10 protein-coding genes are annotated in these 14,614 nt (G+C 60.8%); 3 read left to right on the forward strand and 7 right to left on the reverse strand.

Annotation, left to right across the window (positions count from 1 at the left end):
- Positions 1-18: 18 nt before the first annotated feature.
- The 6 genes from rmf to T9A_RS06640 all read right to left on the reverse strand — a co-directional run bounded on the left by rmf (position 19) and on the right by T9A_RS06640 (position 10,087).
- On the reverse strand, positions 19-210 hold the full coding sequence (gene rmf, locus T9A_RS06615; protein WP_035246175.1) for a ribosome modulation factor: 192 nt from the start codon (positions 208-210) through the stop codon (positions 19-21).
- Positions 211-497: 287 nt separating this feature from the next.
- Complete coding sequence (gene gshA / locus T9A_RS06620) at positions 498-2,057, reverse strand: glutamate--cysteine ligase (RefSeq protein ID WP_035246177.1); 1,560 nt, start codon at positions 2,055-2,057, stop codon at positions 498-500.
- Between the two features lie 161 nt (positions 2,058-2,218).
- Positions 2,219-4,564, reverse strand: a complete 2,346-nt coding sequence (locus tag T9A_RS06625; RefSeq protein ID WP_035246179.1) for a Tex family protein — start codon at positions 4,562-4,564, stop codon at positions 2,219-2,221.
- Between the two features lie 131 nt (positions 4,565-4,695).
- Positions 4,696-5,058 carry a response regulator gene (locus tag T9A_RS06630; RefSeq protein ID WP_035246181.1) on the reverse strand — a complete coding sequence of 121 codons (363 nt, stop codon included), beginning with the start codon at positions 5,056-5,058 and terminating at the stop codon, positions 4,696-4,698.
- Positions 5,059-5,193: 135 nt separating this feature from the next.
- Positions 5,194-8,805 carry an efflux RND transporter permease subunit gene (locus tag T9A_RS06635; RefSeq protein WP_035246184.1) on the reverse strand — a complete coding sequence of 1,204 codons (3,612 nt, stop codon included), beginning with the start codon at positions 8,803-8,805 and terminating at the stop codon, positions 5,194-5,196.
- Positions 8,798-10,087, reverse strand: a complete 1,290-nt coding sequence (locus tag T9A_RS06640) for an efflux RND transporter periplasmic adaptor subunit (RefSeq protein ID WP_035246185.1) — start codon at positions 10,085-10,087, stop codon at positions 8,798-8,800. The genes T9A_RS06635 and T9A_RS06640 overlap by 8 nt, the downstream gene beginning before the upstream one ends.
- A 207-nt stretch (positions 10,088-10,294) precedes the next feature.
- Between T9A_RS06640 and ompR the strand changes: the two genes are divergently transcribed.
- The 3 genes from ompR to T9A_RS06655 all read left to right on the forward strand — a co-directional run bounded on the left by ompR (position 10,295) and on the right by T9A_RS06655 (position 13,403).
- Positions 10,295-11,005 (forward strand): osmolarity response regulator transcription factor OmpR, encoded by a 711-nt coding sequence (ompR, locus tag T9A_RS06645; protein WP_052042559.1) that lies wholly within the window; start codon positions 10,295-10,297, stop codon positions 11,003-11,005.
- A gap of 73 nt (positions 11,006-11,078) precedes the next feature.
- The gene (locus T9A_RS06650) at positions 11,079-12,395 is read left to right on the forward strand and encodes an ATP-binding protein (protein ID WP_035246186.1); all 1,317 of its coding nucleotides are present in this window, start codon (positions 11,079-11,081) and stop codon (positions 12,393-12,395) included.
- A gap of 456 nt (positions 12,396-12,851) precedes the next feature.
- Positions 12,852-13,403 (forward strand): outer membrane beta-barrel protein, encoded by a 552-nt coding sequence (locus T9A_RS06655; RefSeq protein WP_084573411.1) that lies wholly within the window; start codon positions 12,852-12,854, stop codon positions 13,401-13,403.
- Here the strand turns inward: T9A_RS06655 and T9A_RS06660 are convergent.
- The gene (locus T9A_RS06660; protein ID WP_052042560.1) at positions 13,375-14,595 is read right to left on the reverse strand and encodes an MFS transporter; all 1,221 of its coding nucleotides are present in this window, start codon (positions 14,593-14,595) and stop codon (positions 13,375-13,377) included. The genes T9A_RS06655 and T9A_RS06660 overlap by 29 nt on opposite strands.
- Positions 14,596-14,614 lie beyond the last annotated feature (19 nt).

A 14,614-nucleotide genomic window follows, 5' to 3' on the forward strand; every position in this document is an offset into this window, starting at 1 on the left:
GCTGCTGTTCGAATGGTGTCAGGCCTGCCTGGCATCCTGCTCCTGCAGGTTGCGATCATGCCAGGCCTGGATGCCCGCTTCCCACCCCTGAAACCACCATTCTGCCAGGGCATCATCGGCGGAATAAGGACAGCGATTGTTGTCGCCTCCACCCATGCCCCACATACATCCTTGATTGTAGGCTTTTTCGCACTGATCACGATCTGGCATCGCGACGCTCCCTTGCCTGTTTGTCCGAGACTACCACCGCAATACAGACTGAACAGGGAAGAAGTACGTCTTTTTGTTGTGAAATTGCACAAAAACCGGACGGAACGGTGGTGTTGAGACGCGGCGCACAGCGGCCTTGTGACAACCGCCCCGGGGTATAAAAACAACCCGTTTCACCACAGAGCACACCGAGAGCGCAGAGCTAAGGTCTTTCTCAGTGTGCTCTGTGCCCTCTGTGGTGAAAATGCCTTTTGCTGTCAGAGTCACTCACGTGGTTGGTCGGGGCTTCAGTCGCGGAAGTAATCCGCCAGGTAATCCTCGAAACTCTGGGTCTCCGCGTCTTCCCAATGGCGCTGCTCGGTGAGGCTGTGTTCGGCCAGTTGTTCCAGGCGCTGGTTGGTCTCGTCGCAACGCTGGCGTGACAGGAAGTGATCCCGGTGGGCCAGAGCCTGATCCATGGCGAACTGGAAGAAACTTTGCTGACGGCTTTCCAGCTTGTCGAGAATCCGCGCGGACGGGGTAGTGTCCGGGTTGTCCACTTTTTCCTGTTGGCGGGCCAGGGCATCGCTGTAGTTGGTGCCGCCGTGAGTGCGGTCGAACAGCTCGGCGATGGGCTGCATCTGGGTGAGCTTTTCGCTGGCCCAGTCTTTCAGGGAGACGGACTTGCCCCAGTTGCACAGTTCAATGGCTGTGTTGCGCCCCTCGTAGACCACCTTGCGCAGGTTCTCCTTGCTGGCATGGAGATCGCATTTTTCCAGTTGTGGCGATTCGCGCAACAGGCAGTAGGTGGCGAACAAATCCAGGAAGCGGATTTCCTGCTGGTTAATACCCACTGGCTCGAAGGGGTTCAGGTCCAGGGCGCGAATCTCGATATATTCCACGCCGCGTTGCTGCAGGGCGGTGGTGGGGCGCTCGCCCTTGTTGATGGTGCGTTTGGGGCGGATCGAGGAGTAGTACTCGTTCTCGATCTGCAGGATGTTGGCATTGAGCTGGCGATAGTCGTCGCCCACCTTCACCCCGATCTTGTCGTAGGCCGGTTCCGGCGTCTTGATGGCATGGGTGAGAGTGGCGACGTACTCGTCCAGATTGTTGTAGCTGATGGCCAGGGACGACTGGGCATTGTTCTGGTAGCCCAGGTCGCTCATGCGCAGGCTGGTGGCGTTGGGCTTGAACAGGGTGTGGTCAAAAGTGTCCAACTGGTGTTCGCGACCTGCCAGGAAGGATTTGCACAGCGCCGGGGAGGCACCGAAAAGATATACCAGCAACCAGGAGTAGCGTTGAAAATTGCGGGTCAGGTCGAAATAGCGCCTGGAGATATAGTCCTGTAACGGGCCGTTTTCTCCCTCCAGTACCTGATTCAGTTTCCAGAATTCTTCCGGGTAGGAGAAGTTGTAATGGATGCCGGCGATGGTCTGCATCTTGCGGCCATAGCGGTGGCCCAGACCTTCCCGGTAGACGCTCTTCATGCGCCCCACGTTGGAGCTGCCGTACTGGGCTACCGGCACGTCGTCATCGTTGCGGATCATGCAGGGCATGGAGTTGACCCACAGCACCTCATCACCGATATGGCTGTACACATAGCGGTGCAGTTGTTCGAGAAACTCCAGCGGCTTGTGCAGCTCGGTGCTGGGTGGAGTAATGAATTCCAGCAGGGCTTCGGAATAGTCCGTGGTGATATAGGGGTGGGTCAACGCGGAGCCCAGCGCCGGCGGATGTGGCGTCTGTGCCAGGGTGCCATCGGTGGTAATGCGCAGGCTTTCTTTCTCAATGCCGCGGCGGATGCCGGCCAGGGTGGCGGCGGCGTCTGAATCCAGCAGGGCATGGATGCGTTGTTCGAGCTGTGCCATAGCAGGCGGTTCCGTTATCGAACTCCGGGTGACGAACAGGCCATCGGCATGTCCGCCCTACATTGCACGGGAGCGGCACCCTGTTCCCCTGCGCCCCCGCCACTGGCGAGAGCGGCGCGAGAGGAAGAGGGTGCCGCCGTTTCCGTCAGCCTGAGCCATGACTACAGGCGTTTCTTGCCTTTTTTCTGCTCGTCCTTGGCCTTGGCGAACAGATCCGCAAAGGTGCCGCCAGCGTTGCTCTGGGCCTGGCCGCCGCCGCGTTTGTTGCCGCCCTGACGCTGGCCGCCGCCATTGCCCTTGCGGGCACTGGCAGGGCGTTGCCCGGCGGCTTTCTCGGCGGGCTGGTCGTCCATGCGCATGGTCAGGCTGATGCGCTTGCGGTCCAGGTCCACTTCCAGCACCTTCACCTTGACGATATCGCCAGGTTTGACCACATCGTGGGGATCTTCCACGAACTTGTCGGCCAGCGCGGATACGTGCACCAGGCCATCCTGGTGAACGCCGATATCCACGAAGGCGCCGAAGTTGGTCACGTTGGTGACGGTGCCTTCCAGCATCATGGACGGTTTCAGATCCTTGAGTGTTTCGACCCCTTCCTTGTACACCGCCGCCTTGAATTCCGGGCGTGGGTCACGGCCGGGTTTTTCCAGCTCGCTGAGGATGTCGGTGACCGTGGGCAGGCCGAAGGTGTCATCGGTAAAGTCGGCGGCGTTGACCTTCTTCAGGAAGGGCACGTCAGCGATCAGGTCCTTGAGCGGCCGGCCGTGTTTCTCGGCGATTTTTTCCACCAGTGGGTAGGCTTCCGGATGGACGGAGGAACTGTCCAGCGGGTTGGCGGCGTCCATGATGCGAAGGAAGCCGGCGGCCTGTTCGAAGGTCTTGTCACCCAGGCGTGGCACCAGCTTCAGGTCGGCCCGGGAGCCAAAGGCACCGTGGCTTTCCCGGTAAGTGACAATGTTGCCGGCGATGGTGGTGTTGAGGCCGGCGATACGAGCCAGCAGCGGGGCGCTGGCGGTGTTCACGTCCACGCCCACGGAGTTCACACAGTCTTCCACCACCGCGTCCAGGGAGCGGGACAGCTTCAGCTGGCTCACATCATGCTGGTACTGGCCCACGCCGATGGCTTTCGGGTCGATCTTCACCAGTTCGGCCAGCGGATCCTGCAGGCGGCGGGCGATGGAGACGGCACCACGGAAGGATACGTCCAGATCGGGGAATTCCCGGGCGGCGGTTTCCGAGGCGGAGTACACCGAGGCGCCGGCCTCGGAGACCATGATTTTCTGGATGTTGCCCTTGCTGGCCTTGACCACTTCGCCGGCCAGCTTGTCGGTCTCGCGGCTGGCGGTGCCGTTGCCGATGGCGATCAATTCCACCTTGTGCTTGAGGCACAGGGCAGCCAGGGCAGACAGGGACTGGTCCCACTGGTTTTTCGGCTGGTGCGGGAAGATGGTGCTGTGCTCCAGCAACTTGCCGGTGGCATCCACCACCACTACTTTCACCCCGGTACGCAGACCCGGATCAAGACCCATGGTGCACTTGGGGCCGGCCGGGGAGGCCATCAGCAGGCTCTTCAGATTACGGGCGAACACCTGAATGGCTTCTTCCTCGCCCAGCTCACGGACCCGGCCCAGCAGTTCGGTTTCCAGGTGGGTGTTGAGCTTGATCTTCCAGGTCCAGCGCATTACTTCCTTGAGCCAGTCATCGGCGGCGCGGCCCTGATGCTGCCAGCCGGTTTCTGCGGTGACCATGGCTTCGCAGGGGTGCGGCTGGGCGCTTTCCAGTTCTTCCGGCAGCACCATGGAGACATGCAGGATGCCTTCGTTACGACCGCGGAACAGGGCCAGAGCCCGGTGGCTGGGGATATTCTTGACGGCTTCGCTGTGGTCGAAGTAATCGCTGAACTTGGCGCCTTCCTTCTCCTTGCCGTCGACCACCTTGGCCTGGATCTGCGCCTTGTCCCACAGGAAGGTACGTAGACGGGTGAGCAGATCGGCGTTTTCGGCGAAGCGCTCCATGAGAATCTGCTTGGCGCCGTCCAGGGCATCCTTGGCGCTGGCAATCTTGTGTTCTTCGTTCAGGAAGCCGGCGGCCAGCTCTTCCGGGTTCTGGCTCGGATCTTCCATCAGACCGTCGGCCAGCGGTTCCAGGCCGGCTTCGCGGGCGATCTGGGCGCGGGTGCGGCGCTTGGGCTTGTAGGGCAGGTAGAGATCTTCCAGCCGGGTTTTGGTATCGGCGGCCTTGATCGCCTTCTCCAGCTCCGGGGTCAGTTTTTCCTGCTCGGCAATGCTCTTCAGGATCGCGTCGCGGCGTTCTTCCATTTCGCGCAGGTAGCGCAGCCGTTCTTCCAGGTTACGCAGTTGGGTGTCGTCCAGACCGTCGGTTACCTCTTTGCGGTAACGGGCGATAAAGGGGACGGTGGCACCGTCGTCGAGCAGGCCTACGGCAGCGTGGACCTGGCGTTCCTGACAGCCGATTTCCTCGGCGATAATCTGTTCAATACTGCGCATGACATTTCCTGGCTGCGTGCGGCCTGCCGACGTATTGCGTGCAGGCGTAAAACAAAACGACCGAAATCATAGGCAATGATCCCGGTCGTTAACAGATTGACTTGTCGAAGCGGCTATGTTGCGGGGCTGGACTAGCCCAGCACTTCGTTGATCTTGGCGATCAGCTCGGCTTCCTTGGGCGGCTTGATGATATAGCCGGCTGCGCCCTGGCGTTGCCCCCAGACCTTGTCGGTCTCCTGATCCTTGGTCGTCACCAGGATCACCGGAATCTGTTCGGTAGCCGGGTCACGGGTGATTTTGCGGGTGGCCTGGAAGCCATTCAGTTCCGGCATCACCACATCCATGAGGATCAGGTCAGGCTTTTCCTCACGGGCTTTTTCGATACCTTCCATACCATTGGTGGCGGTGATGACCTCATGGCCTTCGCCCTGAACGATCTTGACCAGATTGGTCAGTTGAGTCGGCGAGTCGTCCACCACAAGAATTTTGGCCATGTTGCTCTCCTCGCGCCGATCCTGCTGTGCGTCGGCGGTACTTTGTTTTTGTCTGTTTTACGTCAGACGCGAATAATACCAGTCACTGGTCAAAAGGTAAGCTGTCGAATTATGGCACTGTGATGCCGTTTTCGGTCAGCGTGTCAGGGTATGGGCGCTGCGCCGACTCCAGAACAGCAATGGCAGTACGATTACGGCAGTGAAAAGGCTCCAACCTGCCAGTGACCAGAACGCGCCAGCCAGCAACTCCCCTTGCCGGCCTGACAGAGGCGCCAATGCCGCTATCAGCAGACTGCCGAAACCTGTCACCAGCAGCCAGTGTACAGCCAGCCCGGTGGCCCGCTGCCGGCGGCGGAACAGTTGCCACAGGAAGGCGCCACCCAGCCCCATCATTACTAGCCACAGCAGCGCGGAAGGCGCTATCACCAGCAGCCCGGCATCGGCTTTCAGTGCCTGCAGCAGCAGCGGTAGTTTGCCCACTATCGTCAGTAACAGCCAGGGGCCGATAATCATCACCCACCACAGGTGCCCACCCAGCCCCTGGGGGCCCGCTTGCTGGCGGTAATGGATGGGGTCGAAACGCCAGGCGCGGCGGGCCAGTTCGCCCCAGTTGGTTGGCGCCAGGTGCGGGCCCAGGCCCTGAAAGCGGTCACGCTGTTCTTCGATCAGCATCAGCATGGCCGGCACCACCAGCAGGATCAATACGGTGCCGAACAGCAACCCGAAGACAATGCTCACCGCCATGGGCTTTAGGAACTGGGCCTGCAGGGAGCTTTCGAACAGGATCGGGGTGAGGCCGGCGATGGTGGTGATGGAGGTCAGCAGCACAGCCCGCAGTCGCCGCACACAGGCCTCCACGATGGCCTCGAACCGTTCCATGCCTTCGGCCACCAGTTGCTGGTAGAAACTCACCAACACGATGGAATCGTTGACGATAATGCCGGACAGGCCGAACAGCCCCATGGCCGAGAACATGGAGAACTTGATGCCGAACGGTGCGGTGAGGATATGCCCGATCACCGCGCCGGTGAGGCCGAAGAAAATGGCGGTCATGATCGCCAGGGGCCAGGAGTAGGAACTGAATACCCAGGCCAGGACCACGTAGATCAGCGCTAGCCCGAGCAGGGCGCCGGTGGCCATGTCCTTGAGGTTGTCAGCCTGCTCCTGCAGCTTGCCCTCGTAGCCGACACCGATGCCGTATTTGGCTTTCAGGTCGGGCAGTGTGCTGTCGTTGAGGCTGGCGATGATTTCGTTGGCATTGCCCTGCTCCGGGTCCAGATCGGCGTAGACCGTGACCGCCAGTTCGCCATTCACTCGGCGTAGCAAGTCCACACCCTTGCGGGCGTCGAAGTTCACCACGTCACGCAGGGCGATGGCTTCCCCCTGGGGGGTAATGACGGGCAGACGCTCCAGAGCGCTGAATTGTCGCCGCTCGTTATCCGGCAGCATCACCCGCACCTCGATTTCCTCGTCTTCCTCGTTGTACAGCTGGGCCAGGTTGCCGTCGAAGGCAGCACGTAACTGGCTGGCCACTTCATTGAGGGTCAGCCCCAGGGCCCGGCCTCGGGCGGTCAGTTCAAAGGTCAGTTGTTCCTTGCCGTAGGGCAGGTCGTCGTCCACGTTGCTGACCCCGGAGAAATCGTTGAGGCGTTCCTGCAGGGCAAGGGAGGCCTGTTTCAGAGTCGGCGCATCGCTGCCGGTTAGCTTCACCTCGATGGGCTTGCCGGGCGGGCCGGCTTCCGGCTGGGAAATGGTTAGCTGGTCGAGGCCGGCGGGCAGGGTCAGTTTCTCCCGCCAGCTCTGGATAAGTTCGTCATTGCTGATTTGTCTGTCGGAGCCCACATAGACTTCCACCACCAGGGTGCCGTATTCGTCACCGTATTTTTCCATCCGCCCGCCGGGGTTGGGGAAGCCGGCGGCGGCACCATGATGGCTGATCACGGTCTTGACCAGATGGCCGCCCAGCTCCTCATTGGTCTCGTTCAGGGCGCTTTCCAGTTGCGCCAGGAAGCGGTCCACCTGGTTGCGGTCGGTGCCGGAGGAAAATTCCACCACCGCGCGAAGCTGGTCGCCATCCACCGGTGGGAAGAAGGTGAACTTGAGCCAGCCGGTGACGATCAGGCTCAGTGCCAGAATGAAAGCGGACACGGCGGAGACGCTGACCAGGTGGCGGTGGCGGATGGCCCAGGCCACCAACGGCCGGAAGCGCTCTTCACGCAGTCGGTTGAAACCCGCATCGATACGTTCGCGTAGCCCCGAGGCCTTGACCTGAATGCCCCGGAAGCTGTGATGCAGGTGGCCGGGCAGCACCAGAAAACATTCCAGCAGGGAGGCCAGGATCACGCAGATCATCACGAAGGGGATATCGAAGGCGATCTTGCCCATGGCGCCGCTCATCATCCCCAGTGGCAGGAAGGCGGCAATGGTGGTGGTGCTTGAGGCCACTACCGGCCAGAACATGCGTCGGGCGCCGCCCAGGGCGGCACGCTGGGCGGACTCCCCCTGCTGCAAATGGGTGAGGGTGTCCTCACCCACCACAATGGCATCGTCGACGATGATCCCCAGGGCCAGAATCAGGCCGAACAGGCTGATCATGTTGATGGTGCCGCCGAACAGCCAGACCAGCCCCAGGGTGGCCATGAAGGATACCGGGATACCCACGGTGACCCACCAGGCCACCCGGGCATTGAGGAAGAAGTAGAGTGTGGCGATGACCAGCAACAGACCGGTAATGCCATTCCACAGCAGGGTGGAAATACGCTCCTCCACCAGCTTCCAGGCCTCGAAATAGAAGGTCATCTGCACGCCTTCCGGGAGGGAGGTGCGGTAGTCGGCACCCCAGCTGCGTACCTTGTCGGCCAGTTCCAGCATGTCGCCGTCTTCGCCGCGCATCACCTGTAGCTCGATGGCCGGGTTGCCCTGGTAGGTGAGGGTGGGTTGGTCATCCCGGGGGCGCCGTTCGATGATGGACACGTCGCCCAGGCTCAGCTGCTGGCCATCGGCGGTGGTGATCAGGGGCAGGTCGGCGAAGGCTCTTTCGTCACGGCGTTGGCCCAGGGCGCGCAATTGCTTGGCGGCGTCATCCCGGCCCACGGTGCCGGCGGGAATATCCTGGCTGAAGTTGCGCACCCGATTACCGATCTCGCCAAGACTCATGCGCAGATCATGGAGGGCGGCAGCAGGCACCTGGATGGCCATTTCCTCTTCCGGCAGGCCGAGGAATTCCACCTTGCCGGCCCCCAGGGCAAGGATCTCGTCCTCCATGTTGCGCACCAGCGGGCGCAGCTCTTCCAGTGAGCCGTTTTGCGTGGACACCATGATGGAGGTGACCAGGGAATAGTTGGTGATCTTCTGGATTACCGGTCGCTCCGCGTCCTGGGGCAGGTTGCGGATGGAGTCGATACGCTGGCGCACTTCATCCAGGGCCAGCCCCAGATCGGTGCCGTCTTCCAGTTCGATAAAGATGGCGGAGGCGCCCTGCTGGGAGCGGGCGATCAGTTTCTTGGTGTTGGGCAGGGTCTTGATGGCCTGCTCCACCGGGATGGTAATGGAGCGCTGCACATCCTCGGGGCTGGCGCCGCGCCAGGGGATAGTGACGGTGATGTAGTCAAAATCGAAATTCGGGAACAACTGGGTGTTGAGCCGGTTGAGGCCGAGAAACCCGAGCATCACCATCAGCAGCATCAGCAGGTTGGAAGCAACCTTGTGCTGGGTGAAGCTGGCGATCAGACCCCGCGACTCACTCACCGGAGGACTCCTCTGGCGATGCGATATCGGCGTTGCTGCCAGGTACCGGTTGTGGGTCCACTGGCAGGCCGACAATGGCCTGGGGGAGCTGGGTGGTCATGATGCGCTCGCCGCCCTGCAGGTCGGGGACTTGCAGTAGCAGTTGTGATTGCGACTGCTCCATGGCTTCGCCGACGATGTCCGCCGCTGTGCGCTGCAGACGGTTGTCGTCATCAATGATGTAGAGCCGGTTCAGTCCGTGCAGGGCGGTGGCGGGCACGGCGATCAGGTTGTCCCGGGCCGGCAGTGTCAGGGTAATGGTCAGCGGGCGGCCCAGGGCCGCAGCGGGAACGCCGTCGACAAATTCGAACAGCCCATCAATGCCGCCACGGGCATCGCTGGCTTCACCGGCCAGCCGTTTCAGATTCAGTGCCAGGGTGCGGCCTTCCAGTTCGGTGCTGGCGGCCAGCTCACCCTGGTCGAGACCATTGCGCACGGCGGCCAGATAACGTTCGGGAATCTGCGCGCGCACTTCCAGATCGGCGTCGGCGAACAGGCTGAGCAAGGGCTCTCCGGGACGCACCCGTTCCCCCGGTGCCACCGGAATGTGCGTCACGGTGCCATCGAAAGGGGCTTCAACACGAGTGCGGGTCAGGTCCAGTTCTGCCTGCTGCAACTGGGCTTCGGCGCTTGCCAGGCGGGCTTCCATCCGTGCCAGCTCATTCTTGAAATCGCTGACACTGAGTTGACGCTGACTCAGCGACAGCTCGGCGCGTGCCTTGGCTTCTTCTGCCTGATCCAGTTGGGTCTGGGACACCAGTTGCTTGCCACGCAGGGATTGCAGCCGTTGCAGATTATCTTCACTCAGTTGCGCTAGCTTTTTTTCCAGCGCCAGGTTTTTCTTGTCGCTCTGGTAGCGTAGCCGGGTGGTCTGCAACTGGGCGGCGGCTTCATCGCGGGTGGCCCTGGCCCTGTCTCTGGCCAGGGCGGCCTCGGTGTCGTCCAGCTGGATTAGCAACTGACCGGCGCTGACCTTGCTGCCGGCCCGCACCGGGATCGTTGCCACGTTAGCGGTGACCACGGCGGTCAGACTGGCGGCACGGGGTGACTGCACCCGACCAAACAGCTGGATCTGGGGCGAATGGGCGCCGGGGTCGGCCAATATAAAACGCACCCGGTCGTGGCGTTCGCTGACATCGCGGGTGGGGGCCGACGGCTTGAATACGGCCAGCAGCACAATGGCCAGAATCGTCCCCAGGATGACCAGGGCCACGGGTGGAAGCTGTTTCAGGCGGTCTCGCAAGGGTGGAATCCTTTGTTGATAGCCGTTCTCATTTGTCGCGTACTGTAGCGATTTCTTTTTCTCATGCCTACTTTGAGGGTGCTTCTGTACCGACCACAATGACCCAGATTCGCAGACTGCAATGTTTTTATACAATCTGCTCAGGCCATTATCTTGCACGTTCGGTCCACAACGCGTAAATCAGAGTCTGCGATAAGTGGAGGCACCGTGACAGAACAACAGGACAAGATTCTCGTCGTCGACGATGACGCCCGTCTGCGCAGTCTGCTGCAGCGTTTTCTCGAAGAGGCCGGCTATGCCGTGAAGGCAGTGGGTGATGCGGAACAGATGGATCGAGCCCTGTCCCGGGAGCTCTATTCGCTGATGGTACTGGACCTGATGCTGCCCGGAGAGGATGGCTTGTCCATCTGCCGCCGGCTTCGTGAGTCAGAAAACCGTATGCCGATCATCATGCTTACCGCCAAGGGCGATGACGCGGAGCGTATCGAGGGGCTGGATGCCGGTGCCGATGATTACCTGCCCAAGCCGTTCAACCCCCGCGAGCTGGATGCGCGTATCCGGGCGGTGCTGCGTCGTCATGTGCGTGAGCTGCCGGGTGCGCCCAGCAAGGAAGAAGGCGAGGTGAGCTTCGGTCCGTGGGAGCTGGATCTGGGCAACCGCACCCTGCTCCGTGACGGTGACCCGCAGAACCTGACCACCGGCGAATTCGCCGTGCTCAAGGCGCTGATACAGAATCCCCGTGAGCCGCTGACGCGCGACAAGCTGATGAGCCTGGCCCGGGGTCGCGAATGGTCGGCCATGGAACGTTCCATCGACGTGCAGGTGTCGCGCCTGCGCCGCCTGCTGGAAGACGATCCCTCCAAGCCCCGCTATATCCAGACCGTGTGGGGCGTGGGCTATGTGTTTGTGCCTGACTGAGAGACGCATCACGCAGCATGCTCCACGCCCCATGCGCGTGTTGCCTGATGCGTGCGGCGTGTAAGCTGCCTTGATGAAACTCTACCCCCGCACTGCGTTTGTCCGCTCCGCCATCGTGGTCGGGCTGGTCATTGGTATCAGCCAGGCGCTGACCCTGTGGTTCTTCGCCCGCAATGCCTACCTGCCCGGTATTCGTGAATACGCTCGCCTGACGGTGCTGCAGGCGGAGCTGGCGTTTTCTTCTTCCGGTGAGGAAGACGCCCGCCTGGCCCAGCGACTGGCCGGCGCCACCGGTATTGAAGTGGCCACCCCGGACAACCTGCATCGGGGTACCGTGCTGTTATCCCAGCCGGTGGTCAGCCGGTTCCGGGAAGAGGTGCAGGAACGCCTGCGCGAACCGGTCACGGTAAGGCTGGAGGACAGTCGCCAGCCAGTGCTGTGGGTCAGTGCGCCTTCTTTTCAGAAGCAGTGGTTGCGGGTGCCGATGGAATTCTTCCGCGACTATGACCGCTACTTGCTGCTCGGCTGGGGGGTGACGGTGCCGCTGCTGGCCATTATCGGTGGCTTGCTGATTGCCCGGGGGCTTAACCTGCCGTTGCGGCGGTTGGCCCGGGTCGCCTTGAAAGTGGGGAGAGGTGAAGCGGTGCCGGTATTGAATACCAGTATCGGACCGGAGGAAATTCAGGCGGTGAATGCGGCCTTCAATCGCATGACCAGTGACCTGCAACAGGCCCAGCGGGATCGGGCGCTGTTACTGGCGGGGGTATCCCATGACCTGCGTACGCCGCTGACCCGATTGCGTCTGTCGGCGGAATTCATGCAGGACGAGGAACTGGCCCACGGCATTATCGAAGATATTGAGGACATGGATGCCATTCTTGATCAGTTCATTTCCTTTATCCGCGATGGCGCCGATGAGCAGCCCGACCTGGAAAATCTCAACGAGCTGATACAGGAAGTGGCCGGCAAGTACCCCACTGAGCAGACCCGTTTTGAGCTACAGGATCTGCCGCGCCTGATGCTCAAGCGGCTAACGGTAAAACGGATGCTCGCCAACCTGATCGGCAATGCACTCAAGTACGGCGCGCCACCGGTGGAGGTGCGTACTGCTGTGATGGAAAACGTGGTGTGCCTGACCGTCCGTGATCATGGCAAGGGCGTTCGCGAAGAGGATATTCCCCTGTTGCTGCAGCCGTTCTCGCGGGGCGAGAAAGCCCGCACCCTCAGTGGCAGCGGCCTGGGGCTGGCCATCGTCAAGCGCATCGTCGATATGCACCACGGTGAGATTCGTCTGGCGAACCATGAACATGGTGGCCTGTTGGTAGAAGTCCGATTTCCGGTTACCGGCAAGTTTGTGCAGCCGGAATCACTGTCCGCCGGGGTACGTTAAGGAACCTGCCAATAACAAAAAAGCCACATTTTCGGGTCGGGAATGTGCGCTGGCGCAAAGTCTGTTTTTGCCGAGCAGCGCATTCTATTGAACACGTCACCGAGCGTACTGCTAAAACAAAAAAACGACAGGAAAAATGAAAGAGATACGCTGTCGGGAAACAATAATACTGCTCCGGAAATATTGCCAAATGGACTTGGGAGAGCCCGCCATGATTTATCCCCCGCACCAGCATCATGCCGATGTGCTGATAACGTTTTCTACTACCTTATCGCTGATTCCTGACCGGGAAAACCCGTGTTATGAATGCCGATAGCCTGTCGCTGCAGTAGCAGAAACAGGTCGTTGGGCCGCACTGTTGTGCGGCCTTTTTTTGTGGTCGGCCATTTTGGAAATTCTTGCCGAATGGCGGTCAAATAAATACGCTAAAGCGCTATTCGTAAGCGGGGTGATTTCATGAGGGTAGTGTTAGGCGCTATGTTGTTAGCGAGTTCGGTAACGTCGTTTGCTGAATCCGATTTGGAGAAGAAAAACTATTTCGGGTTTCAGTACAGCAAACTGACCCAGGAAAGTGATTTAGGGGATTTCGAGCCTACCGCCGTTCAGTTCAACCTGGGGCATCGCTTTAATCCGTATGTGGCGATTGAGGGACGTCTGGGGTTTCGTCTGAGTGAGGATGAAAAAACAGTCAATGATGTGGAATATACCATTCAGCCGGTGACTTTGTTGGCAGCCTATCTCAAGGTAGGTCTGGATGACTCGCTGCCTGTTCGTCCTTATCTTCTTGTTGGTCATTCCTCGGCAACGGCAAAGCGAAAAACGGAAATAAACTTCTTCCGTAGTATTTCTGATTCAGAAACGGTGACAGCCAGTGATCCTTCCTATGGCGGGGGAGTAGCCCTTAATTTGGGGCCGGATGTCTCCATCCATGGGGAGTGGGTGATGCTTGATGATGACGACGGCTTTGATCTGACAGCCTTTAATCTGGGTTTCCATCGTCGGTACTGATTTTTTTCGGGTAAGTGCCTGCGGGCATTCTGTTGCGTTTCTCCAATGCCCGCCCGGACAGAAAGATCAGTAATCCGCCAATAGCCAGTGCCGCACCCACCAGGCCGGTGCTGGACCAGGCTAGGCCCTGTTTGACGGTGATGCCCGCCAGCCAAGCGCCCAGCGCATTGGCCAGGTTGAAGGCCGCATGGTTCATCGAGGCAGCCATGGTCTGGGCGTCCTCGGCCACGTCCATGAGGCGAGTCTGCAGGGCCGGGCCCAGCGCCATGCTGGTGCCCACCAGGCCCACAAAAACGATGCCCGCCACCGCCCAGTTAGCGGCAAAATAGAAGCCTGCCTGAATCAGCGCGCACCAGATCAGAATCAGCGGAATGGCCCGCAGCAGGTTGCCGTCAGCGGCCCGGGCGCCGGCAAAGTTGCCGATGATGGTGCCGATACCGAAGACCATCAGCACCATGGGGCCCCAGCGCTCTGCCATGCCGGCCTGCTCGGTGAGGGTGGGCATTACATAACTGAATACCGCAAACATGCCGCCGAAACCGATGCTGGCCACCCCCAGGGTGAACAGCACCCGCTGTTTCACCAGGGCAGACAGTTCGCGGCGTGGGCTGGCGTTCGGGTCCGGGGATTGGGCGGGCACCCACAGGCGTATCAGCAGGGCGGTGCACAGGGCGATCACGCCGACGCCGATAAAGGCCACCTCCCAGCCGAACAGGTTGCCGGCCCAGGTGGCCAGCGGTGCGCCCACCACGATGGCAATGGTCAGCCCGCTCATCACCCGGGCCACTGCCCGGGCACGCATGTGATAGGGCACTGCCGATGCCGCTACCAGAGCGGCTACGCCGAAGTAGGCACCATGGGGCAGCCCGGCCAGAAAACGCAGCCCAACAAAGGTCCAGAAGTCGGTGGCCAGGGCGCTGGCCATGTTGCCCACGGCAAAGACCAGCATCAGCGTAATCAGCAGACCCCGGCGTGGCACCCGGGCTGCCAGGGAAGAAATCAGCGGCGCGCCCACCACCACGCCCAGTGCATAGCTGCTGATGGCGTAGCCCACATCTGGCACCGGCACCTGCAGGTCGGTGGCCACCCGTTGCATCAGGCCCATGATGACAAACTCGCCGCTGCCGATACCGAAGCCGCCCAGAGCGAGGGCCAGGGAAAGGCGAAGCAGACGAGCAGAGTCGGTGGTCATAGGGGCTCCTGCGCAGGGG

Source organism: Alcanivorax jadensis T9 (assembly GCF_000756655.1).
In the GTDB taxonomy this organism is placed as follows: Bacteria; Pseudomonadota; Gammaproteobacteria; order Pseudomonadales; family Alcanivoracaceae; genus Alcanivorax; species Alcanivorax jadensis.